This is a genomic window from Erwinia sp. S38 (genome assembly GCF_016624545.1).
Taxonomy (GTDB): Bacteria; Pseudomonadota; Gammaproteobacteria; order Enterobacterales; family Enterobacteriaceae; genus Erwinia; species Erwinia coffeiphila.
On the sequence record NZ_JACVTS010000017.1, the window covers coordinates 37,761 to 58,425 of the forward strand.

Here is a 20,665-nt window from a genome sequence, read left to right on the forward strand (position 1 = left end):
GTAAAAGCACGCAATTTAAAATCCCTCGGCTTATGGCTGTGTGGGTTCAAGTCCCACTCCGGGCACCATATTCGCACTGTCGATTAAAACGAATAAAATCAAAGCAATATGTAGTAATGTCGTGACCGCCCAAGGGCGGTTTTTTTGTTTTTGTCCCGCAGTTTCCTGATAACCTCTCCTGATATTATTCAACTGAGCCCGGCCACTAACATGCGTCCGCGTATCGCACTCCACGATTAACAACAACATAGGTTCCTCCACTTGTTCTCCGGAACAATTAAGCCGATGATGGCGGCTCCTCCGCCAGAAAATGAGCCATCGCAGATGTTAATCAGTACCGACGAAGCCAGAACCATCAATACCGACAGCCGTCTGGCCTGTACGCTTGCCGCCGTTGCGGGTGCACTGAATACGGCGGCTTTTGAGATCGTTGGTTTTTTCTCGGCGAATATGACCGGCAACGTTTCGTCACTGTCGGACAATCTGGCGAAAGCAAATCTGAAGGCGGGCGTTCTGTTCCTGGCGGTTCTGCTGCTGTTTATTGCCGGATCTGCTTTTTCTACGCTGATCATCAACGCCGGGCGTAGAAGGGGAATTCGTACCATTTTCGCGGCAAATATTCTCGTTGAGGCACTGGCGCTGGTTGCGCTGGGCATCGTTGAAATGTGGTGTAATCCATCATATCCCGGTCTGCTGCTGATTTTTTCATTGAGCTTTTTGATGGGATTACAGAATGCGGTAGTCACGCGGATCTCTAATGCCAGGGTCAGAACCACCCATGTTTCCGGCACCGCCACAGATATTGGCATTGAGGTTGCGATGCTCATTGATGTCTTCCGACGTAAAGAATCGCCCAAGGATGCACCGCTTTACCTGGATCGCCTGGGGCTGCACTCATCAACGCTTTTAGCGTTTTTTGTGGGTGGAATCGCCGGGATCTGGCTATCTAAGCTGTTTGGCTATGTTTTTCTGATCATTATCGGTGCCGGGCTGCTTTATCTTTCGCTGGCAACGATATTCAGAAAACGCTCAGCATAAAAACGCCTTCAGGCCGAAATCACCAATATAGCTCTCCCATAACACCGATTCAGCCCGGCAAGCCACCGGGCAGATATCGACTTAAAAACGCAGAACGGTTTATCGCGGGAAGCGTTGTTCAAGCCTGTCGGCGACGTCGGCGACATACTGCAGCGGAATAACGCAAACGCCATTACGATCGGCAAATACAATATCTCCAGGATTTACCACTACGCCACCGCAGCTGATCGCGACGTTGATTTCACCGGTGCCCGTTTTTCCTGAAGCGCCACAGGTCAGCCCTCGGGCAAAAATCGGCAGGCCAATTTTCTCGCAGTCATCAATGTCGCGAAACGCGCCGTCAATAATCACCCCAATCGCACCGGATTTAAGAGCCAGGCTGCTGCGCTGATCGCCCCAGTAGGCGCTTTCAGTATTGCCTTTCCCGTCAACCACCACGATATCACCGGGCTGCGCCAGTTCGATGGCGGTGGGAATGATACCGCCTTCGCCCGGCGGCACCCTGACGGTCAGGGCCGGGCCAACGATTTTACCCGCTGATACCCACGGTTTGATGCTGCTGGTCATGCAGTCGAAGATACCCGCAACATCACATAAATCCGGTGTGGCATAAACCGCCAGCCGTGCCAGAACCTGCGGGTCAGGGCGTTCAAAGGAAGCGTTAATGCGTTTACCGTAGCTCATCGTCATTACCTTTCTTAGTCGTTGTGGGTTATCTATCGCCTTTATGCCGCCAGGTTCAGCACCATCACCGAAACCCATTCGCCGGAGACTTCTCGCTGTTCAATCTCACACCAGCCAAGCCGCTGATACAAACTCTGCTTATCCGGCGTATAGAGCCACAGACTGTCCATACGATCGTTTCTCGCATACTGGATACAGGCATTGACCAGCGCCGATCCCACGCCCTTACCGCGCCAGGCAACCGGCGTGAATACCTCTCCCAGCCAGAAGCGTCGCGACGGATCATCGTCGAGTTCGTACTCAATCACACTGGCAGTTCCCATCAGACTGCCGTCTGTGTGGTCGGCAAGCAGGGTAAAACTGCTGCGGTCCGGGTGATTACGTAAAAGCAGACGTTCATTAATCCGCGCTATCGAAGACCAGTTTTGCAGCGCTGACCATTCGCTGTGCAGCAGTTGCGCTATCTCCAGGCTTCTTTCAGGCTGTTGGCGCAGGGGCACAATCTCCATTCAATCCTCTCCGATGCGTGAATTCATTTCCACCGCCTGGCGGAAAGTTCAGGAACTATCTAAACTTTTTCCGATCCTCTTCCCATTTTTATCTGAGCTCGTTTATAATTGCCAGGTAATTTAGTTAGAACTCTAATCATCAGGTCTCTATATATTGAACTCCCAGGAACTGAACTTCTCCCGTTTGCTGCATCTTACGGCGCATGCCTGGCGTCAGGCGATCGATCGGCGGATGAAAGATAACGGTCTGAGCATGAGCAGCTGGATGGCGGTAGCCACCATTGCCATTCAGGAAACGCCAATCAGTCAGAAAGAGCTGGCTCAGGCGCTGGGGCTGGAAGATGCCAGCGTGGTGCCATTGATCGACCGACTGGTTAAACAGCAGCTGGTGGAGCGCATCCAGCCGGAGGAAGATCGGCGTAAACGGCTGCTGCACGTGACGCCTCAGGGCGAAACGCTGTATCAGCGACTGAAGGTTGAGGCGGATGCACTGCGCAATGAGCTGCTGGCCAACGTTGATAAAGATGACCTGGCGGTCACCCAGCGAGTACTGCAACAGCTACTGATTGCCACTGAGGGTAAGTAAGTGCGCCGCGATAAGCCTAACCCCTATGCGCCGCGGGAGTGGGCTCCCGGTGAAAAGCCGATGCTGCCCGGCTCCCCCTCCACGCCGCTGCACCCCGGCCATAAGCGTATTGCCTTTGGCATTGTTGGCCTGCTGATCTCCATCACCGGGGCATTGAGCAATGCGCTGGTGACGGCCAATCTGACCAATCTTCAGGGCGTCTTTGGCGCTTACAGTAATGAAATCGCCTGGCTGCCGGCGGTTTATGTGATGGGCAACATCTCCATCAACCTGCTGCTGGTCAAGTTTCGCCAGCAGTTCGGCCTGCGGGTGTTTACCGAGGCATTCCTGGTCCTGTACGTGCTGGTGGCGTTCTTCCATCTGCTGGTCAACGATCTCAGCTCGGCAATTATCGTGCGTGCGGCGCACGGTATGGTGGGGGCAGCGCTAAGTTCACTGGGTATTTACTATCAGATTCAGGCCTGGCCTGCGAAGCATCGGCTGAAGGCGTTGGCTATCGGGCTGGGCGCATCGCAGCTGGCGATCCCACTGGCGCGGCTCTTCTCTACCGAGCTGCTGCAGCTGGAGGAGTGGCGGGGGCTGTATCTGTTTGAGCTGGGGCTGGCGCTGATGGCGCTGGGCGCAGTGCTGATCCTCAAACTGCCGCCGGGCGAGCGGACCCGCGTGTTTGAGAAAAAAGACTTCCTCACCTTCTTCCTGATGGCGCCTGGCATGGCGCTGTTTTGTGGCGTGCTGTCACTGGGCCGCATTGAATGGTGGACCAGCACGCCGTGGCTGGGTGTCTGCACGGCGCTGGGCCTGGTACTGGTGACGGCCGCCGTGCTGGTGGAGCATAACCGCAGTAACCCGTTAATCAATACGCGGTGGCTGGGCAGCGGGGCGATTATTCGGCTCGGGATCGTGATGATCCTGCTGCGTATCATGCTGGCTGAACAGAACACCGGCGCGGTGGGCTATTTGCAAACGATTGGAATGTTAAACGATCAGATGCAGGGGCTGGCGCTGGCGATCCTGGCCGGCGTTGCGGCAGGCATTATTTTCAGTGCGTTGACCATTAATCCGAAGCATCTGAGCTGGCCGATCGTTGTTTCGCTGATTATTGTGATGGTTGCCTCGCTGATGGATGCACAATCCAACCCGCTGACGCGTGCGCACAATATGTATTTCAGCCAGTTCCTGCTCGGCTTCAGTACCTCTTTCTTTATCGCACCGGCGATGCTGCTGGGGGTGGGGGGCGTGGTCACCCAGCCTAAAAATCTGGTGAGCTTCGTAGTGCTGTTCGGCATGAGCCAGAACATTGGCGGACTGATGGGATCGGCGCTGCTGGGAACATTTCAGACATGGCGTGAGAAATATCATTCCAGCCTGCTTGGCGACCAGCTTTCGTTGCTCGACCCCAACGTTACCGATCGTCTCGCACAGTATTCCAGCCTGTTCAGCAGCCAGTTGACCGATTCTGTTCTCACCAGTGCGCAGAGCACCACGCAGCTACAAACGGTTGCCACACTACAGGCAAACGTCCTGGCTTATAACGATGTCTATCTTCTGACGGCGGGTATTGCCGCCGTTACCTTACTCTGGGTGCTGTGGCGGCTGTCCCGCCTGCGCTATCTCAACTGGCAGCAGGCAAAACGGGAAGCGGAAGCTGAGCAGCGGGCAATGCAACAAACGGCGACAACGATCGCAACGGGGAAATAATGAGCCAACAGGAACAGCAGCAGGCCGAGCGCCAGAGAAACAACAAGCTGCGAATTTTATCGATTGCTCTGGGATCGGGCATTGCCATCGTCGGTGTACTGGTGATCCTCTACGCCTGGCAGCTGCCGCCGTTTACCAGCCAGGTACAGTCGACGGAAAATGCCTACGTGCGTGGACAGGTGACCTTTATCAGCCCGCAGGTCAGTGGTTACGTTACCTCGGTTAAGGTGCTGGATTTGCAGCCGGTTAAGCGCGGCGATCTGCTGATGACTATCGACGATCGTATTTATCGCCAGCGTGTGCATCAGTCTCAGGCGCAGCTGGAGATGAAGAAAGCGGCTCTGGCGAATAACCAGCAGCAGCGGCGCAGCGCAGAGGCGGTCATCAAACGTAATGAAGCCGCTTTGCAAAATGCCAAAGCCCAGGCGGTGAAAAGCGGGCTGGATCTGAAGCGCGTAGAAAATCTGGTGGCGGACGGATCGCTGTCGCTGCGCGAGCGTGACGCTTCACGGGCCAGCAACAGTCAGACGCAGGCGGACGTTCAGCAGGCGCAGGCCACGCTGGAAGTGTCCCGTCAGGATCTTCAGACCACTATTGTTAATCGCGCTTCGCTGGAGGCCGACGTGACCAGCGCGCAGGCCGCGCTGGAGCTGGCGCAGATCGATCTGGATAACACCCGTATTATTGCTCCGGATAACGGCCAGCTTGGCCAGATTTCGGTGCGTCAGGGTGCATACGTGACCGCCGGCACCCGGCTAACGTCGTTGGTGCCGCAGCAGAAGTGGGTGATCGCCAATATGAAAGAAACGCAGATGGCCCGCATCCGCCCTGGGCTACCGGTCAGCTTTACCGTCGATGCGCTGAACAACACGCGTTATGACGGAGAAGTGGAGTTTATCTCTCCGGCAGCTGGTTCTGAGTTCAGTGCGATTTCACCGGATAACGCCACCGGTAACTTCGTAAAAATCGCCCAGCGTATTCCGGTGCGTATTCGCATTACCAGCGAGAACACGGAACAGCTGCGCCCCGGTATGTCGGTGGAGGTGAACATCGATACCACAGGGGATGATAACGGCAGGGAGAAACGCTGATGCCGGCTCAAAAAGCCCTGCTGGCACTGCTGCTGGCATCCATGCTGTCGGCCTGCGCCACACAAGTAGACCAGGCACCCGCTTCGCTGCCGATCCCTGATGGCTGGCGCAGCCAGGTCGGGGCGGGAGCCGCCGTTGAGGCGAACTGGTGGCGGGCGTTTGGCGATCCGCAGCTGAATCAGCTGGTGGAGCAGGCGCTGCGCAATAATCCGGACATCCTGATCGCCCGTTCGCGCGTGGATCAGTACCGTGCCCAGCTGCGTGGGGCGCAGGGCGACAACTTCCCGACGCTGGATGCCGGTGTGGCCGCGACCCGCGCGCGGGCAATTTCGGCCGTCACCGGGCAGCCGTATCAGTATTCGGTGTTCCAGGGCTTGCTGCAGGCAAATTATAACGTTGATCTCTGGGGGGCGCGCAGCAGCAGTATTGACGCGGCAAAAGCCTCTCTGGCAGCACAGCAGGCCGCCGCCAGTGCTGCGGAGTTGACCATTGCCGCGTCGGTCGCTTCTGGGTATATGACACTGGTCTCGCTGGACGAACAGCTGCGTGTTACCGAGGCAACGCTGGCAACCCGGAAGAACTCACTGAATCTGGCTAAACGTCAGTTTGAAACCGGCTATACCTCGAAGCTGGAATGGGTACAGTCCGAGTCGGAATATCAGACGGCAAAGGCACAGATCCCGCTGTTGCAGCATCAAATATCCCAGCAGGAGAATGCGCTGAGTATTCTGGTCGGTATGAACCCACGTCAGATCGCCCGGCAGAACAACTTTGACCATCTGGCTCCGCAATCGCTGCCTGCGGTGATGCCATCGCAGCTGCTGCAGCGACGGCCGGATATTGTGCAGGCCGAACACCAGTTGCTGGCGGCGGATGCCTCTTTACAGTCTTCCCGTGCCAGTTTGCTGCCGTCGCTGAATCTGACCGCCAGCGGCACGCTGCAAAGTTCCGTTCTGCATGAGCTGGCGGCCAATCCCTTCCGACTCTGGAGCATCGGTGGCAGCGTGCTGGCTCCGCTGCTCAACCGTGAAGCGCTGACCGCGCAGGTGGATGTCTCAATGGCGTCGCGAAATCAGGCACTCTACACCTATGAAAAGGTGGTGCGCAGCGCGTTCGGAGAGGTGAATGACGATCTTGATGCGATTACGCGCTACCAGCAGCAACTGGTCGAACTGGAGAAACAGCAGCAGGTGGTGAGCGAAGCGCTGCATATTGCCAGCAATCGCTATCGCAACGGCTACGCGTCTTATCTGGATGAACTGGATGCTCAGCGCACGCTGTTCAGTACCCAGCTGAGCGTGGTACAGGCAAAAAATAATCTGCTGCTGGCGCAGATCGATCTCTACCGGGCGCTGGGCGGTGGCTGGCAGCAGTGAATATCTGCCAGCAGGTTTTTTGCCCCGATCCCGCTTTAGTTAAACAGATGGACCAGTCTATCGGGGGTCTGAGAGCGGGAAAAATACCAGCCCTGAAAGCGATGACATCCCATATCGCACAGGGCTGAAAACTGCGTTTCTTCTTCCACGCCTTCGGCAACAATGTTGATCCCCAAAGCCTGGCACATGGCGATCATCGCGCGGATCGCCATCAGATGATCCGGATTATGTTCCATATCCATCACAAAGGAACGATCGATTTTGACCTCGCCGATCCCCAATTTACGCAGCCCGGTCAGCGATGCCATGCCCGTACCGAAGTTATCCAGCGCGATATTAATGCGCATGTCCCGCAGTGCGGCGAGTTTACGCTGAACGTCATCGATATCGCTGGCCAGCGCTGATTCCAGTATTTCAAAACTCAGACGCTGAGGATCAACGCCGCTGCGGCTCACAATGCGTTCCGTTTGCCGAATAAAGTCACTGCGTTTCAGCTGTCGCGGGCTGATATTGACCGAGACACGCACCGTTTCCATTCCGGGCTGAGTCTGCCACAGCTTGAGCTGTGCGCAGGTTTTCTCCAGCACCCACTCGCTGATATTCAGAATCAGCCCACTGTTTTCCGCTACGGGTATAAAGGTGGCTGGAGAGATCAACCGACCGTCCGGCGTTCGCCAGCGCAGCAGTGCCTCCAGGCCGGTAACGCTGCCACAGCGGGAAAACTGCGGCTGATATTCAAGGAAAAATTCGTCTTCTTTTAGCGCGCGCCGCAAACCGTTTTCGATAGTATCGCGCTGGCGCTGTTCTTCACGCAGGCGCGTTGACCAGAACATCCACTTGCGCTGATTCTTTTTGGAGTAGTACTGCGCCATATCGGCCTTGTGCATCATTTCGGCGATAGGAGCCAGATCGTGGCGGTAGAGGTAAATACCGATGCTGCTGGTGATATTGAGCTGGTTATCGCCAATAATAGCATCCTGCTCAAGATTCTGGAGTAAGCGTTCGGCGAGAAGGGTGAGTTTATTTCGCGCTTCCTGATAGCTGTCACCGAGATCGGTGACCAGCACGGCGAATTCGTCGCCGCCAAGGCGGGAGATTGCATCATGACTGCGCAGAGTGCTGCGCAGGCGTTGAGCGATAATTTTTAGCAGTTCGTCCCCGGCATTATGGCCGAGTGTGTCGTTAACCTCTTTAAACCGAGTGAGATCGAGATAAAGTAAGGCTGAAAACTGGTGACGATCCATTTGACCGCGTGCCTGTTCAACCTTGTCGTAAAACCGATTGCGGTTATCGAGTTGGGTTAACGGATCCTGCCACGCCAGCTGAAGCATCTCACGCTCGCGACGCTTTTTTTCGGTAATGTCTTTTGCTTTACCCAGCATCTCCAGCACCGTACCCGAATCGCTGTGACGTACCGCCTTGCCGTGATTGAGGATCCAGCGCTGTCGTCCAACCCGATCGACAACGCGGTATTCACAGTGAAAAAGTGGGGTCTGACCGGAGAGATGATTCTGGAAATGTTGTCTGGTGGCTGCGATATCATCAGGGTGGATCAGGTTAAACATCGCATCCTGGTGATGCGTCAGCCGATTATCATCAAAGCCAAAAAGTCGGTTCCAGTCCTGATTATGGGAAATAATCCCGCTGCTGATGTCCCATAACCAGAATCCCTCTTCCGTCAGCTCCAGCGTCTGTTCCAGGCGCCAGCGCGAAAGCGACTCTTCGCGCTGAGCCTGAACCTCACCGGTAATATCCGTGGCGATCAGCAGTTGGCCGGGCGTGCCCTGGGGCTTGCTGATGTCGACACAGCGGGTGCGCAACCAAAGAGGCGCATCGGCCGTGGACAGGTCAAGCTGAGGGCAGTCCTCGGTTAGCGTTTTAGCCAATTGTCCGGTTGCCAGCAAATGATGATAGAGCCGTTCACCCGGATGGTTGGCGAAGGTCAGCGTCAAACCACCGTCAACGATAAAAATCGCATTGCTACTGTGTTCAATAATCTGTTCAAAAATTAAAAAACTTTCTTCAGGAAGGCGATATCGATGCATGATAAACCTGGTCGCGCAGCAGGATAAATTGGCGATGCCGTTGAATGAGCGCCAGCATTATTCAGTCTTTTTTCACGCAAGTCTATCGGGGTGGCGAGAAAAGAAGCACCTGGATAGCCTGCCGAAAGAATTCCCTATTTTATCTCTTAAATTGCTTAAAATTGGTCGAATAATTCAGGGTCAACGGTATTCACCGAATTTATCAATTGTGCTAATGTTTTTTATAGGTGCCGGATTTTGCCACCATAGCTGATTTTAAGGTGTGATGACAAAAAGGAATATCTTATAGCCAATCGGGCCAGTGTTAACTGATTTGTCATGTTAATATGTTTATTCGCCATGTTATCATTGTTTTTAAACTTATTTTAGCGGTATCTGGTGTGAACAGACTGATTAAAACAGGCTGTTAATGATTTTTTCAGGTTAATTATTCTTTATTTAATCGCCGATAACATCAAAGCAAAGATACGTTTTCTTAAAATTTTTGAAAAGGATTTCGCACAGTTTTCTGGCTATAAAACAGGGTTGTTTTGCTCAAACGCTGCGGCTTAACATGAAAAAAAGTTCTGAATCTGGCTCCGAATCTGAAGTCGAAAAACACGCGCGGGTGCCGCTTGATGATGCCCCATTTGCGATTGTGGTACTTGCAGTCACCTCTTTTACTCTTATAATCTTTGTCCTCACCATAACGTTGCTGATGTCGTAAATTTTTCCGGGCGACATCATGACGTGTTGATTATCCTAAGGATTGAGGATTATATGGAATCCAGAGACGATAAATTACTGGCGCTGGTCGGACTGCTTTCCGCTGGACTGATTACTGTAACGGTACTGTTTACCCTGACCTGGCTTTCCGATGTGCGGTATCCCGCAGAGCAGCCGCTGGATACCCGAACCTGCCCCTCATCTTTGCATCATTCTTCCCGCTCCTGATTCTGCTTAAATTTAATTTGCTGGCTGCGCAGGGCTAAAGCGCAGGCTTCATTGACCGTGCGATTACCGTTGGCATCGGGCAGCCCAAACAGCCCCGCCGGTGAGCGACGGTCATCGTCCCAGCTGGGATAATCAACCAGCGGATAGAGTGAAATGCCTTCAACCGCAACGCCCATATCGAGTGCCGATCGGACTTCTTCACACACCCGATTTAGCCACTCCGCACATCTGATTGCTTCGGCACCGGTTTCTGCCAGCAGAAGGGGGCGCTGGTAGCGCGTGGCGATATCCTGCAGCAGCAGATGGAGCGGGCGATAATCGGGGTGATGAGGCTCCAGAGGATCGCCATTGTGAAACCACTGGTGGTCCGGGTACCAGGTCAGGCCAATAATATCCAGTAATTCTTCACTGCCCCCCAGTTCGGGAAGGCTGTGCCCCGATATCCAGTCCCACACTTCAAACTGCGCTTCATGCTGCTGCTGTGCCGCACTTTTCGCGGTGCTGGAATAGCCGGACGCAGCAACGTGCACCAGCGGATCGGTAATAATAAATCGGGTTTCCGGCAGTTCGTTACGTATCGCATACATTGCCGCGATCGCAGCCTTAGTGAGCTGCTGCTTAAGTTCGTATCCCCGGCCTGTATCAAACGGGTTAAACCAGGCGATTTCAGCCCCGGCCCAGGACCAGAATGAAATCTGATTCATCGGCGAGATCAGCGGCTGAGTTTCGCCTTGTTCGCGCAGAAGGCGGGCAAATGCCGCTCCGAAGGACGCGAAGCGGTCAACAAACTCAGGCTGCCAGATATCCACCCCATCCGGCCAGCCAAAGTGCGCCAGCTCCCATGTCATCTGAATATGGTACTTTCTTGCCGCTTCGAGCTGTGGCAGAAAGCTTTCCCAGCAGTACTTCCCCGGCTGATTTTCAATAAGATACCAGCGTACCCCGTCACGTGCGCTCAGTAGCTGATGCTCAGCCAGCAGGGCATAATCTTTATCCACCAGGGTATCGTGGCCGCTGTTGATCATCAGATCGGCGCGCTTTCCCGGCGATCGGCAGGCACTTGAACCGGGGAAACTGCCCTGGAAAAAACTCTGAAACAGACGCGGATGGTGCCGGGAGCGGGAGGAATCGGTGTCATTACACATGATGCTCTCCTGTTTGCAGTACTGAGCGGAACAATGGGATAAGTCTAGACTAAAAGTGCGACCAGGCCGGTGGATGAGGGAAGCCGACAATTATGATTTACCGTAACGCCGTTAAGGACAGATGATGAGTGATGTTACCGTTTCAATGCAGCCCGATGTCGACGGATTTACACGCCTTGCCCAGGCCATCAGACCGCTGGTGTCCGGGCATCCTCAGGACAGCGGTATTTATCCTCTTGCTGAAGGACTGGATGCGTTTGCCGCCCGCTATCTGCTGATTGCCATGGCAGAAAAAACGCTGGATATACAATATTATATCTGGGAAAACGACATGTCAGGGCAGCTGCTGTTCAGCGCCGTGCTGGAAGCCGCCCGGCGTGGCGTGCGCGTTCGTCTACTGCTGGATGACAACAATACCCTGGGGCTGGATAAGACGCTCAGTGCGCTTAACAGTCACCCTAATATTGACGTTCGTCTGTTTAATCCCTTTTCATTTCGCACGCTGCGCCTGCTGGGATATCTCACCGATTTCGCCCGGCTTAACCGCCGAATGCACAACAAAAGCTTCACCGTGGACGGTGAGGCCACCATCGTCGGCGGGCGGAACGTAGGGGATAAATACTTTGGTGCCGGTGACGAACCGCTGTTCTCCGATCTGGATGTGCTGGCGGTGGGGCCCGTCGTCATGGAAGTTGGGGATGATTTTGAACGCTACTGGCAGTGTCGCTCGGTTGCGCCGTTCAGTACGGTCGTTGATACGGATCCAGGCTCAGAAGCAGATATCGGTCTGCAAGAGGGGTGGCTGGAAAATGAACAGGTGAAGCACTATTTCACGCGCTTGCAGGAGTCGACGTTTATCACCCGGCTGGAAAGCCGCACGCTGCCGTTTATCTGGGCCAGCAGCCGACTGCTCAGCGACGACCCACGTAAAGGGCTGGGGCGAGCCAGAACGAAAAACCTGCTGCCCCAACGCTTACTCTCTGTGATTGGCCGCCCGCAGGAGCAACTGGACATTATCTCTGCCTACTTCGTTCCGACCCGTGCCGGGGTCGCCCAGCTGCTGGCGCTGGTACGCAGGGGCGTAAAAATTGCCATCCTGACCAATTCTCTGGCGGCCAACGATGTCTCTGTGGTGCATGCCGGCTACGCAAAGTGGCGTAAGAAACTGCTGCGTCACGGTATCGCACTCTACGAACTGAAGCCGACCAGTACGCCTCCGGGCGGCGTGCTGCACGACCGTGGCCTGACCGGGAACTCCGGCTCCAGCCTGCATGCGAAAACCTTCAGCGTGGATCAAAAAACGGTGTTTATCGGCTCGTTTAATTTCGACCCGCGTTCGGCGGTGCTGAACACTGAAATGGGGCTGGTGATCGAAAGCGGTGAGCTGGCGAACAGCATCCATCAAAACCTGCTGGTCAACCTGCGTGAACACGCGTGGACGCTGAAGCTTGATGAGCGGGGAAAAATCAACTGGGTGGAGTATCCGGGGGAAGCTGAGGAGGTTGTGCACCGGCATGAGCCACGTACGCGATTTATCCAACGACTGCTGGTCAGGCTGGTGTGGCGTCTGCCGATTGAGTGGTTGCTGTAGCCCGGCTGATGCCGGGCATTAAGGATCAGCGCTGGGGTTTGCCGGAAAACAGGAAACGCAGCAGCGGGATACGCAGATGGATCTCATACAGCAGGAATGCGATGCCGAAAACCATCACCAGGCCGACCAAGAAGCCCAGCGTGCTGCTGCCAATCAGCGGCACAACAAAAATACCGTACAGGATGGTCAGCGGATGGTGGACCAGATAGATAAATAACGATGAGTTCACCAGATAGGTGACGCGAGGCGAATGGGAATTCAGCATGCGGTGGCCGAAGGAGAATACCACGTTAACCATCCACAGCCCCATGAGCATAGATGCAACCGTGTCCAGTTCGTACATCCAGCCTTCGCCCGTACTCCACGTCAGATTCGCCACATAGGCAGCAAACGCCAGAGCGGCACCAAGAAACGTCCACGGATTCGGCTTCACAAACAGGGCCTTGATGGCCGGATATTTCCACGCCATCGCGCCGAGCATAAAGAAGGGCAGATACATCAGCGATTGCATTACCGCCATATTGAACAGGCCATCAGCAGTGACCTGAGGTGCCACGAACAGAATCAGTCGGCGGAACGCCCCCCATCCCAATGCACAAAGCAGGATAACGACGGTTAATTTTCCCCATGTCAGGTCAGAATAGTCTGCTTTTTCTCGTTTACCGTCGCGCAGTAGCCGGAACAGCCAGAAGCCGGCAACGGTCAGCACCAGCAGCACCAGCAGGAACCACAGATGAGAAATCAGATCCCAGACCAGCGCATTGTATTTCTGGTAGGGGCTCATCTGGCTCCAGTTGCCAATCTTGTTGGTCAACTCTTTCAGAATGAAAAACTGCGGCAGGGTAATTAGTGGAATGGCGGCCAGCATCGGGATGCCAACGCGCTCCACGCGCACCTTCAGCCAGTGGCCGGGGCTGTAGCGCAGAAACAGCATGTAGGAAAAATAGCCCGAGATAACAAAGAATACCTGCATACGAAAAGCATGAATAAATTCATTCAGCAAGGTCAGCCATTCCGACGGGGCCGGGCTGTTTACTGACCAGTTCTGTGACGAATAAATTAGCGAAAGATGAAAGGGTACGCCCAATAACATCAGCCAGGCGCGAATCGAATCCAGAAAATATTCTCGTTGCTGTGGTTTTTTAGTCATATTTGTCCAGTTTTCAATGTATTGCATTACTGGTTCGCCCTGAACCAGCCTAAAGCTTGCCGCTTACTCTAATAGAGTAAACACAGGTATACTATCAGTCGAATCTGTATCCGCTAACCACTTGAGAATACGACGCTTGCGCGTTCGGAATAGTGGAACAAAAACGCGGTCAGGCTGTCGGAATGCTTAATTATCCATTAAGATGTTTAGGATTGATTTTCGCACCCGTAAAGGGGGGGTTGTGCTGATTAAAATGAACAAAAAACCAAAACTTATGCAGCTACGTTGGGTTGGTGCTGCGGTTTTGCTTGCGATGTATGCCAATTCGGTATGGGCGTTTAGCATTGACGATGTTGCAAAACAGGCAAAGGATTTGGCCGGTAAAGGTTACGAAGCGCCGAAGAGTAATCTGCCTTCTCAGCTGCGGGATATGAAATATGCCGACTATCAGCAGATTCAGTTCAATCATGATAAAGCCTACTGGGGTAAGCTGAAGACACCCTTTAAGCTTGAGTTCTATCACCAGGGCATGTATTTCGATTTGCCGGTCAAACTCAATGAAGTGACCGCCAACAGCGTTCGCGCCATTAAATATTCCCCGGACTATTTCAATTTTGGCAATGTGCCGCACGATTCGGATACGGTGAAAAATCTCGGGTTTGCCGGATTTAAGGTTCTGTATCCGTTAAACAGTAAAGATAAGAAAGACGAGATCAGCAGTTTCCTCGGAGCGAGCTATTTCCGTGTTATCGGCGCGGGCCAGGTCTACGGCCTGTCCGCACGCGGTCTGGCGATTGATACCGCACTGCCTTCCGGTGAAGAGTTCCCGCGCTTTAAGGAGTTCTGGATTGAGCGTCCTAAACCGCAGGACAAGCATCTGGTTATCTATGCGCTGCTGGACTCACCGCGTGCGACCGGTGCCTATCGTTTCCTGATCTCTCCAGGTAAAGACAGCACTGTTGATGTCACTTCCAAAGTCTATCTGCGCGACAAAGTGGGTAAACTGGGCATTGCGCCGCTGACCAGCATGTACCTCTTCGGTGCAAATCAGCCGTCGCCGGTGACCAACTATCGTAAAGAGCTGCACGACTCGAACGGCCTGTCGATTCATGCCGGTAATGGTGAATGGATCTGGCGTCCGCTGAACAATCCTCGTCACCTTGCCGTCAGCACCTTCACCGTGGAGAATCCACGCGGATTCGGTCTGCTGCAGCGTGGGCGTGATTTCAACCAGTACCAGGATCTGGACGATCGCTACGATCTTCGCCCAAGCGGCTGGATTGAGCCAAAAGGCGACTGGGGTAAAGGCCGCATCGAGCTGGTGGAGATCCCAACCACCGATGAAACGAACGACAACATCGTGGCGTTCTGGAGCCCGGAAAGCCTGCCGGAAGCGGGTAAAGAGATGAACTTCTCCTACCGCCTGCACTTCACCCGCGATGAAAATCTTCTGCATTCGCCGGAAACGGCCTACGTGAAAGATACGCTGCGCTCTACTGGCGATGTTAAGCAGTCTAATCTGGTACGCCAGCCGGACGGCACCGTTGCCTTTATTGTTGACTTTGTCGGCCCGGAAATGAGCAAACTGGCTCAGGATACACCGGTCACTCCGCAGGTGAGTATCGGTAATAACGGTGAGCTGGTTGAGAACAGCGTCCGCTATAACCCGGTCACCAAAGGCTGGCGTCTGGTGATGCGTCTGCGAGTGAAAGACAATAAACAGCCGACTGAAATGCGTGCTGCACTGGTTAACGGTGATAAGACGCTGACAGAAACCTGGAGCTATCAGCTGCCTGCCAATGAATAAGACAACTGTGATACCCGTTGAATACATTGACGCGCTGCCGCTTCCCCCTGAACGGCAGGGGGAACTGCGTGGTGAAGAGAGCTTCAGCCAGCTGCATTTTGATCTGGCGGGTGAAGCTCCGTCTGAAATCCGTCCCGACGACGCACCTCAGCAGTCGGTAAAGGCACGTGTTGAGATGAGCTGGCCGGAGTCAATTGATGAAGGCCGTCAGTTCGATCGGGATGCCCTTAACCGTACTACGCTCAAGGCGATGCCGCCGCATACTCGCTCTTCGATGTATCCTGAAGAGTGGCGTACTAACCCGGTTGCCAGAGCGTGGGACTCGCTGCGCGGGCGCAAAAGTACCCATCGCTATGCCACTAAAGAAGAGCAGAAGAGCGAAGATAACTGGCGCTATGTTGGTTCCATTCGTCGCTACATTTTGCTGTTCCTCACCGTTTTCCAGACGGTGATTGCGACCTGGTATATGAAGACCATTCTGCCTTACCAGGGCTGGGCGCTGATCGATCCTATGGATATGATCAATCAGAACTGGCAGCAGTCTCTGCTGCAGATCCTGCCGTATGTGCTGCAAACCGGGATTCTGTTCCTGTTTGCCATCCTGTTCTGTTGGGTTTCGGCAGGTTTCTGGACCGCATTGATGGGCTTCCTGCAGCTGTTAATCGGCAAGGACAAGTACAGTATTTCGTACAAGACCACCGGCGACGAACCGATCAACCCGGAACACCGTACCGCGCTGATTATGCCGATTTGTAATGAGGATGTGGAACGCGTCTTCGCCGGTCTGCGCGCGACCTGGGAATCGGTGGTGCGTTCCGGAGAACAGCAGCATTACGACGTCTATATTCTGAGCGACAGCTACAATCCGGACATTTGCATGGCCGAGCAAAAGGCGTGGATGGAACTGGTGCGTGACGTCGGAGGGGAGGGGCGTATTTTCTATCGCCGCCGCCGCCGCCGTGTGAAGCGCAAATCCGGTAACATCGATGACTTCTGCCGCCGCTGGGGCAGCCAGTACAGCTACATGGTCGTACTGGACGCCGACAGTGTGATGAGTGGCGAGTGCCTTAATGGCCTGGTGCGGATGATGGAAGCTAACCCGAACGCTGGTATTATCCAGTCTTCGCCGAAGGCTTCCGGTATGGATACGCTCTATGCGCGCTGCCAGCAGTTTGCTACCCGTGTTTACGGTCCGCTGTTTACTGCCGGTCTGCACTTCTGGCAGTTGGGTGAGTCGCACTATTGGGGCCATAACGCCATTATCCGCGTTAAGCCGTTTATTGAACACTGTGCGCTGGCTCCGCTGCCGGGCGAGGGCTCCTTTGCCGGTTCGATCCTGTCCCATGACTTCGTTGAAGCTGCGCTGATGCGCCGTGCGGGCTGGGGAGTCTGGATCGCTTACGATCTCCCGGGTTCTTATGAAGAGCTGCCGCCAAACCTGCTTGATGAGCTGAAGCGTGACCGCCGCTGGTGCCACGGTAACCTGATGAACTTCCGCCTGTTCCTGGTTAAAGGTATGCACCCGGTACACCGTGCGGTATTCCTGACCGGTGTGATGTCCTATCTCTCCGCGCCGCTGTGGTTTATGTTCCTTGCACTGTCAACGGCGCTTCAGGTGGTTCACACACTGATGGAACCGCAGTACTTCCTGCAGCCAAGGCAGCTATTCCCTGTCTGGCCGCAGTGGCGTCCTGAGCTGGCCATCGCGCTATTCTCGACCACGTTGGTGCTACTGTTCCTGCCGAAGCTGCTGAGCGTAGTGCTGGTGTGGTGCAAGGGCGCGAAACCTTACGGTGGAGCCCTGCGCGTGCTGGTATCGCTGTTCCTGGAGATGCTGTTCTCTGTGCTGCTGGCACCGGTGCGTATGCTGTTCCATACGGTGTTTGTGGTCAGTGCATTCCTCGGCTGGGAAGTGGTGTGGAATTCACCGCAGCGTGATGATGATGCAACGCCGTGGAGCGAAGCCTTTAAGCGCCATGGTTCGCAGATGCTGCTCGGCCTGGTTTGGGCCGGTGGTATGGGCTGGCTGGATCTGAACTTCCTTTGGTGGCTGTCTCCGATTGTCTTCTCGTTGATCCTGTCGCCGTTTGTTTCAGTATGGTCCAGCCGTCGTACGCTTGGTCAGGCGTCGAAGCGCGGTAAACTGTTCCTTATTCCGGAAGAGTATCAGCCGCCGCAGGAACTGCTGGATACCGATCGCTACGTGGAGCTGAATCGTGAGCGTGCGCTGGATAACGGCTTTATGCATGCGATGTTCCACCCGTCGTTTAACGCACTGGCTAGTGCGATGGCAACGTCTCGCCACCTGAAAAGCGATATTCTCGACTATGCCCGTGACCGTCGCGTTGAGCAGGCACTCAGCCAGTCGCCGGCTAAGCTGGATCGTGACAGCCGCCTTGCGCTGCTGAGTGACCCGGTTACGCTTTCGCGTATGCATTATTGCCTGTGGCAGAATGCGGATAAGTATCACGACTGGCTGGATCATTACCACTCGCTGCCGCTCAATCCACTGGCGTTAAATAATGCGAAGTAATTGATTGTATTGCGCCTTAACGGGTACTGCATCAGAAAGCCGGGACAGTGTCCCGGTTTTTTTCGCTGGCTATCCGAGTATTTACGCATAATTTTCACTGTCGGCTATGGTGTGGCGCAGAACTGCGGGTAGAATAGTGCGTTTTTTATCCTAAAGTGTGATGTGATAAGTATGTTCTTACGTAGTTTAACGGTTGGTTTGTGCGTGCTGCTACTGAGCGGCTGCGGCAGCATTATCAGCAGAGCCGTGCCCGGACAGGGACACGGCAATCAGTATTATCCGGGGGTACAGTGGGACGTTCGGGATACGCCCTGGCGATTTCTGACTATTATCGATCTGCCGCTGTCACTGGTTGTGGATACGTTGTTGCTGCCGGTAGATGCTAAGCACGGACCCTACGAATAAAAATCACCCTCCGGCTGAATCGGGGTTTATGCCCAGCGGTCGGACTCACTGTTATCATCCTCCCACTCATCGGCAGCGGCGTCGGCTTCTTCACTGCCTTCCGGTGGCACCAGCTGAAATTCACCTTCATCCCACTCGTGCAGGGTATTTTCAGCCAGCCACTCCTGGCGGAGTTCGATCTCGTCGAAGTCACCGTCAAAAATTGCCTGCGCCGCCTCACCGCTTCGCAGCGGCAGGCATTCTCCTTCATCACCTTCGTTGGTGAAAAACTCCACCTGCCACATGATGTCGCCATCCTGCATCACGTATTTCTGCATCGCGAACTGTTCAACGGACGCTTCTTCCTCAATCACTTCAGGATTCGCGGCAAGATACTCTTCGCGAGCGGCGTCAATGGCTTCTTCCAGGGTTGCATAAAGGGTCATGTACTTCTCCTTGCTGGCGTATAGGTAAAAACATCGTTAAGTGTTGTCGCTGTGCTTCAAGATGCAAGGAGCCGGCGAGGAAATTTTTGCCAGATGTGCTGATGGCGTTGCTGTAGCGCAGTTATCTGCATCCGCAGGCATCGATGTCTACGCGACTCTGTGCGGTTTATCGGCCGGGCGCACGATTTAAATAAAGGAAAATGCCTGAGAAGTGGTTAATTAGCGCCGCACACAGTGATGTGCCGCCAGGCGGCCTGCCGCCCCGAACTTTCACTATTTAAGGATGACTGATATGGCAAGGAATTTAACCACGCGTAAACCCTGGCAAAAGAAAAAAGCCGGACTGCTACCTCTGGGACTGGTACTGGTTTCATTTTCCGCACTTGCTGATACCCCGCCATTTTCGCTGGACTCTCCCTGGCTCATGGGGGACTGGGGCGGCTATCGCCAGAAACTGGCCGATGACGGCGTAGATTTTCAGGTGGGCTATACCATGCAATCCGCCGCGAACCTGGCGGGGGGATATCGTACGGCAACCACCATGCGTTATGCCGACCAGTGGACTTTTGGCAGCACGCTCGATCTGGATAAATTATTGAACTGGCAGGGGGGGACCTTCCAGGCCACAATCACCAATCGAACCGGACAAAATTTAACCTCTCATATTAACGATCCGCGCACCGGTGGTTTATCCAACGTGCAGGGTATCTCCGCGCGTGGTGATTATCTGCGCCTGACGCAGTTCTGGTTAAATCAAAGCCTGTTTAATAACTGGCTGGACGTAAAACTGGGGCGCGTCACCACCAACGAAGACTTTGATACGGCAAAACTGGGGATGTTCCAGAACTGGGCGATGGGGAGCGGACAGCCCGGGCACTGGCGTAACGACCGCTGGTTTAACGCCCCGATATCACAGTGGGGCGGAAGGGTGAAACTGAATCTGCCAGAAGATCTTTACCTGCAAGTTGGTATTTATAATCAGAACAAGGTCAACAATACCAAAGCCAACGGCTTCCGTTTCGATATGCGCCACGGCGAGGGAAATCTGGTGCCGATGGAGCTCGGCTGGCAGCCGAAACTGGGGGCTGACGGACTCCAGGGTAACTATCGTCTGGGGGGCTATTACAGCTCAACCAGCGGCGGTAATTACAGCAGCTGGCATGACGGAAAATACGGCAAGAGAAACCATGCCTACGGCGGCTATCTGCTCGCTGAACAACGGCTTACCGCGACCGGCGGCGATAATACTCGTGGTCTCGGCATTAACTTTCAGTACATCATGAACGATCACCGAACCTCAAAACTGGATAACTACCAGTCGCTCGCCTTAACCTGGGCCGGGCCGTTCGATGCGCGTCCGAAGGATGAAATGGGTATCGGCATGGCGCGTATCCACGTTAACCACGACTACGCGAAGATGCGCAATGAGCAGAACCAGGGCAAGGGCGTCAGCGACTACCACGATATGTCCTATATGCCGCTGCAGCAAGGATCGGAGTGGAACTATGAGGTCTATTACAATGTGAAAGCAACGCGCTGGCTCAGCATTCGGCCTAACTTACAGCTAATTACTAAACCGGGCGGTGTTGATCAGGTGCAGGACGCGTTTGTTGGCGGTATTGCCGGGGACATTACGTTCTAAATAGATA

17 protein-coding genes are annotated in these 20,665 nt (G+C 54.4%); 11 read left to right on the forward strand and 6 right to left on the reverse strand.

Annotated elements, in window-relative coordinates; all coding sequences use genetic code 11:
• The first annotated feature begins 324 nt into the window (after window positions 1-324).
• The gene (locus tag IBT46_RS18310) at window positions 325-1,038 is read left to right on the forward strand and encodes a YoaK family protein (protein ID WP_200546821.1); all 714 of its coding nucleotides are present in this window, start codon (window positions 325-327) and stop codon (window positions 1,036-1,038) included.
• Between the two features lie 99 nt (window positions 1,039-1,137).
• Here IBT46_RS18310 and IBT46_RS18315 read toward each other — a convergent pair whose 3' ends face one another.
• Both IBT46_RS18315 and IBT46_RS18320 read right to left on the reverse strand, forming a co-directional pair.
• On the reverse strand, window positions 1,138-1,722 hold the full coding sequence (locus IBT46_RS18315) for an RraA family protein (protein ID WP_200546822.1): 585 nt from the start codon (window positions 1,720-1,722) through the stop codon (window positions 1,138-1,140).
• A gap of 41 nt (window positions 1,723-1,763) precedes the next feature.
• Window positions 1,764-2,231, reverse strand: coding sequence for a GNAT family N-acetyltransferase (locus tag IBT46_RS18320; RefSeq protein ID WP_200546823.1), 468 nt, complete (start codon window positions 2,229-2,231; stop codon window positions 1,764-1,766).
• A gap of 154 nt (window positions 2,232-2,385) precedes the next feature.
• Between IBT46_RS18320 and IBT46_RS18325 the strand changes: the two genes are divergently transcribed.
• From IBT46_RS18325 to IBT46_RS18340, 4 genes are read left to right on the forward strand one after another with little or no spacing between them, the layout of a single operon-like run.
• Window positions 2,386-2,817, forward strand: a complete 432-nt coding sequence (locus IBT46_RS18325; RefSeq protein ID WP_105592844.1) for a MarR family winged helix-turn-helix transcriptional regulator — start codon at window positions 2,386-2,388, stop codon at window positions 2,815-2,817.
• A gap of 60 nt (window positions 2,818-2,877) precedes the next feature.
• On the forward strand, window positions 2,878-4,515 hold the full coding sequence (locus IBT46_RS18330) for an MFS transporter (protein WP_200546886.1): 1,638 nt from the start codon (window positions 2,878-2,880) through the stop codon (window positions 4,513-4,515).
• Window positions 4,515-5,606 (forward strand): HlyD family secretion protein, encoded by a 1,092-nt coding sequence (locus IBT46_RS18335; RefSeq protein WP_200546824.1) that lies wholly within the window; start codon window positions 4,515-4,517, stop codon window positions 5,604-5,606. The genes IBT46_RS18330 and IBT46_RS18335 overlap by 1 nt, the downstream gene beginning before the upstream one ends.
• Window positions 5,606-6,982 carry an efflux transporter outer membrane subunit gene (locus tag IBT46_RS18340; protein WP_200546825.1) on the forward strand — a complete coding sequence of 459 codons (1,377 nt, stop codon included), beginning with the start codon at window positions 5,606-5,608 and terminating at the stop codon, window positions 6,980-6,982. The genes IBT46_RS18335 and IBT46_RS18340 overlap by 1 nt, the downstream gene beginning before the upstream one ends.
• 35 nt (window positions 6,983-7,017) lie before the next feature.
• Here IBT46_RS18340 and IBT46_RS18345 read toward each other — a convergent pair whose 3' ends face one another.
• Window positions 7,018-9,027: a bifunctional diguanylate cyclase/phosphodiesterase gene (locus tag IBT46_RS18345; protein ID WP_200546826.1), complete on the reverse strand. Its 2,010-nt coding sequence runs from the start codon at window positions 9,025-9,027 to the stop codon at window positions 7,018-7,020.
• A 759-nt stretch (window positions 9,028-9,786) separates the two neighbouring features.
• On the opposite strand from IBT46_RS18345, the gene IBT46_RS18350 reads away from it, so the two are divergent.
• Window positions 9,787-9,960 (forward strand): hypothetical protein, encoded by a 174-nt coding sequence (locus IBT46_RS18350; RefSeq protein WP_172606586.1) that lies wholly within the window; start codon window positions 9,787-9,789, stop codon window positions 9,958-9,960.
• Here the strand turns inward: IBT46_RS18350 and IBT46_RS18355 are convergent.
• On the reverse strand, window positions 9,942-11,105 hold the full coding sequence (locus IBT46_RS18355) for a beta-glucosidase (protein WP_200546827.1): 1,164 nt from the start codon (window positions 11,103-11,105) through the stop codon (window positions 9,942-9,944). The two genes, IBT46_RS18350 and IBT46_RS18355, sit on opposite strands and share 19 nt — an antisense overlap.
• 124 nt (window positions 11,106-11,229) lie before the next feature.
• Here IBT46_RS18355 and IBT46_RS18360 point away from each other — a divergent pair, with 124 nt between their 5' ends.
• On the forward strand, window positions 11,230-12,696 hold the full coding sequence (locus IBT46_RS18360) for a phospholipase D family protein (RefSeq protein WP_200546828.1): 1,467 nt from the start codon (window positions 11,230-11,232) through the stop codon (window positions 12,694-12,696).
• 25 nt (window positions 12,697-12,721) lie between these two features.
• Here IBT46_RS18360 and mdoC read toward each other — a convergent pair whose 3' ends face one another.
• On the reverse strand, window positions 12,722-13,846 hold the full coding sequence (gene mdoC / locus IBT46_RS18365) for a glucans biosynthesis protein MdoC (protein ID WP_200546829.1): 1,125 nt from the start codon (window positions 13,844-13,846) through the stop codon (window positions 12,722-12,724).
• Between the two features lie 253 nt (window positions 13,847-14,099).
• Here mdoC and IBT46_RS18370 point away from each other — a divergent pair, with 253 nt between their 5' ends.
• The 3 genes from IBT46_RS18370 to IBT46_RS18380 all read left to right on the forward strand — a co-directional run bounded on the left by IBT46_RS18370 (window position 14,100) and on the right by IBT46_RS18380 (window position 18,591).
• Entirely contained in the window at window positions 14,100-15,653 is a 1,554-nt protein-coding gene (locus tag IBT46_RS18370) for a glucan biosynthesis protein G (RefSeq protein ID WP_234480194.1), read from the forward strand.
• Window positions 15,646-18,186, forward strand: a complete 2,541-nt coding sequence (gene mdoH, locus IBT46_RS18375) for a glucans biosynthesis glucosyltransferase MdoH (protein ID WP_200546831.1) — start codon at window positions 15,646-15,648, stop codon at window positions 18,184-18,186. The genes IBT46_RS18370 and mdoH overlap by 8 nt, the downstream gene beginning before the upstream one ends.
• A 171-nt stretch (window positions 18,187-18,357) precedes the next feature.
• Window positions 18,358-18,591, forward strand: a complete 234-nt coding sequence (locus tag IBT46_RS18380; protein ID WP_200546832.1) for a YceK/YidQ family lipoprotein — start codon at window positions 18,358-18,360, stop codon at window positions 18,589-18,591.
• Window positions 18,592-18,617: 26 nt separating this feature from the next.
• Here the strand turns inward: IBT46_RS18380 and IBT46_RS18385 are convergent, their stop codons facing one another.
• Window positions 18,618-19,016 carry a MysB family protein gene (locus tag IBT46_RS18385; protein ID WP_105592833.1) on the reverse strand — a complete coding sequence of 133 codons (399 nt, stop codon included), beginning with the start codon at window positions 19,014-19,016 and terminating at the stop codon, window positions 18,618-18,620.
• Window positions 19,017-19,308: 292 nt separating this feature from the next.
• On the opposite strand from IBT46_RS18385, the gene IBT46_RS18390 reads away from it, so the two are divergent.
• Window positions 19,309-20,658 (forward strand): carbohydrate porin, encoded by a 1,350-nt coding sequence (locus tag IBT46_RS18390; protein WP_200546833.1) that lies wholly within the window; start codon window positions 19,309-19,311, stop codon window positions 20,656-20,658.
• Window positions 20,659-20,665: the final 7 nt, after the last annotated feature.

Excerpts from the sequence above, each read along its gene's own strand:
- IBT46_RS18350 (WP_172606586.1), top strand. The coding sequence starts at position 9,787 with ATGGAATCCAGAGACGATAAATTACTGGCGCTGGTCGGACTGCTTTCC.
- IBT46_RS18310 (WP_200546821.1), top strand. The coding sequence starts at position 325 with ATGTTAATCAGTACCGACGAAGCCAGAACCATCAATACCGACAGCCGT.
- IBT46_RS18335 (WP_200546824.1), top strand. The coding sequence starts at position 4,515 with ATGAGCCAACAGGAACAGCAGCAGGCCGAGCGCCAGAGAAACAACAAG.
- IBT46_RS18315 (WP_200546822.1), bottom strand. The coding sequence starts at position 1,722 with ATGAGCTACGGTAAACGCATTAACGCTTCCTTTGAACGCCCTGACCCG.
- IBT46_RS18380 (WP_200546832.1), top strand. The coding sequence starts at position 18,358 with ATGTTCTTACGTAGTTTAACGGTTGGTTTGTGCGTGCTGCTACTGAGC.
- IBT46_RS18340 (WP_200546825.1), top strand. The coding sequence starts at position 5,606 with ATGCCGGCTCAAAAAGCCCTGCTGGCACTGCTGCTGGCATCCATGCTG.
- IBT46_RS18370 (WP_234480194.1), top strand. The coding sequence starts at position 14,100 with ATGAACAAAAAACCAAAACTTATGCAGCTACGTTGGGTTGGTGCTGCG.
- mdoH (WP_200546831.1), top strand. The coding sequence starts at position 15,646 with ATGAATAAGACAACTGTGATACCCGTTGAATACATTGACGCGCTGCCG.
- mdoC (WP_200546829.1), bottom strand. The coding sequence starts at position 13,846 with ATGACTAAAAAACCACAGCAACGAGAATATTTTCTGGATTCGATTCGC.
- IBT46_RS18320 (WP_200546823.1), bottom strand. The coding sequence starts at position 2,231 with ATGGAGATTGTGCCCCTGCGCCAACAGCCTGAAAGAAGCCTGGAGATA.
- IBT46_RS18385 (WP_105592833.1), bottom strand. The coding sequence starts at position 19,016 with ATGACCCTTTATGCAACCCTGGAAGAAGCCATTGACGCCGCTCGCGAA.
- IBT46_RS18390 (WP_200546833.1), top strand. The coding sequence starts at position 19,309 with ATGGCAAGGAATTTAACCACGCGTAAACCCTGGCAAAAGAAAAAAGCC.
- IBT46_RS18360 (WP_200546828.1), top strand. The coding sequence starts at position 11,230 with ATGAGTGATGTTACCGTTTCAATGCAGCCCGATGTCGACGGATTTACA.
- IBT46_RS18355 (WP_200546827.1), bottom strand. The coding sequence starts at position 11,105 with ATGTGTAATGACACCGATTCCTCCCGCTCCCGGCACCATCCGCGTCTG.
- IBT46_RS18330 (WP_200546886.1), top strand. The coding sequence starts at position 2,878 with ATGCTGCCCGGCTCCCCCTCCACGCCGCTGCACCCCGGCCATAAGCGT.
- IBT46_RS18345 (WP_200546826.1), bottom strand. The coding sequence starts at position 9,027 with ATGCATCGATATCGCCTTCCTGAAGAAAGTTTTTTAATTTTTGAACAG.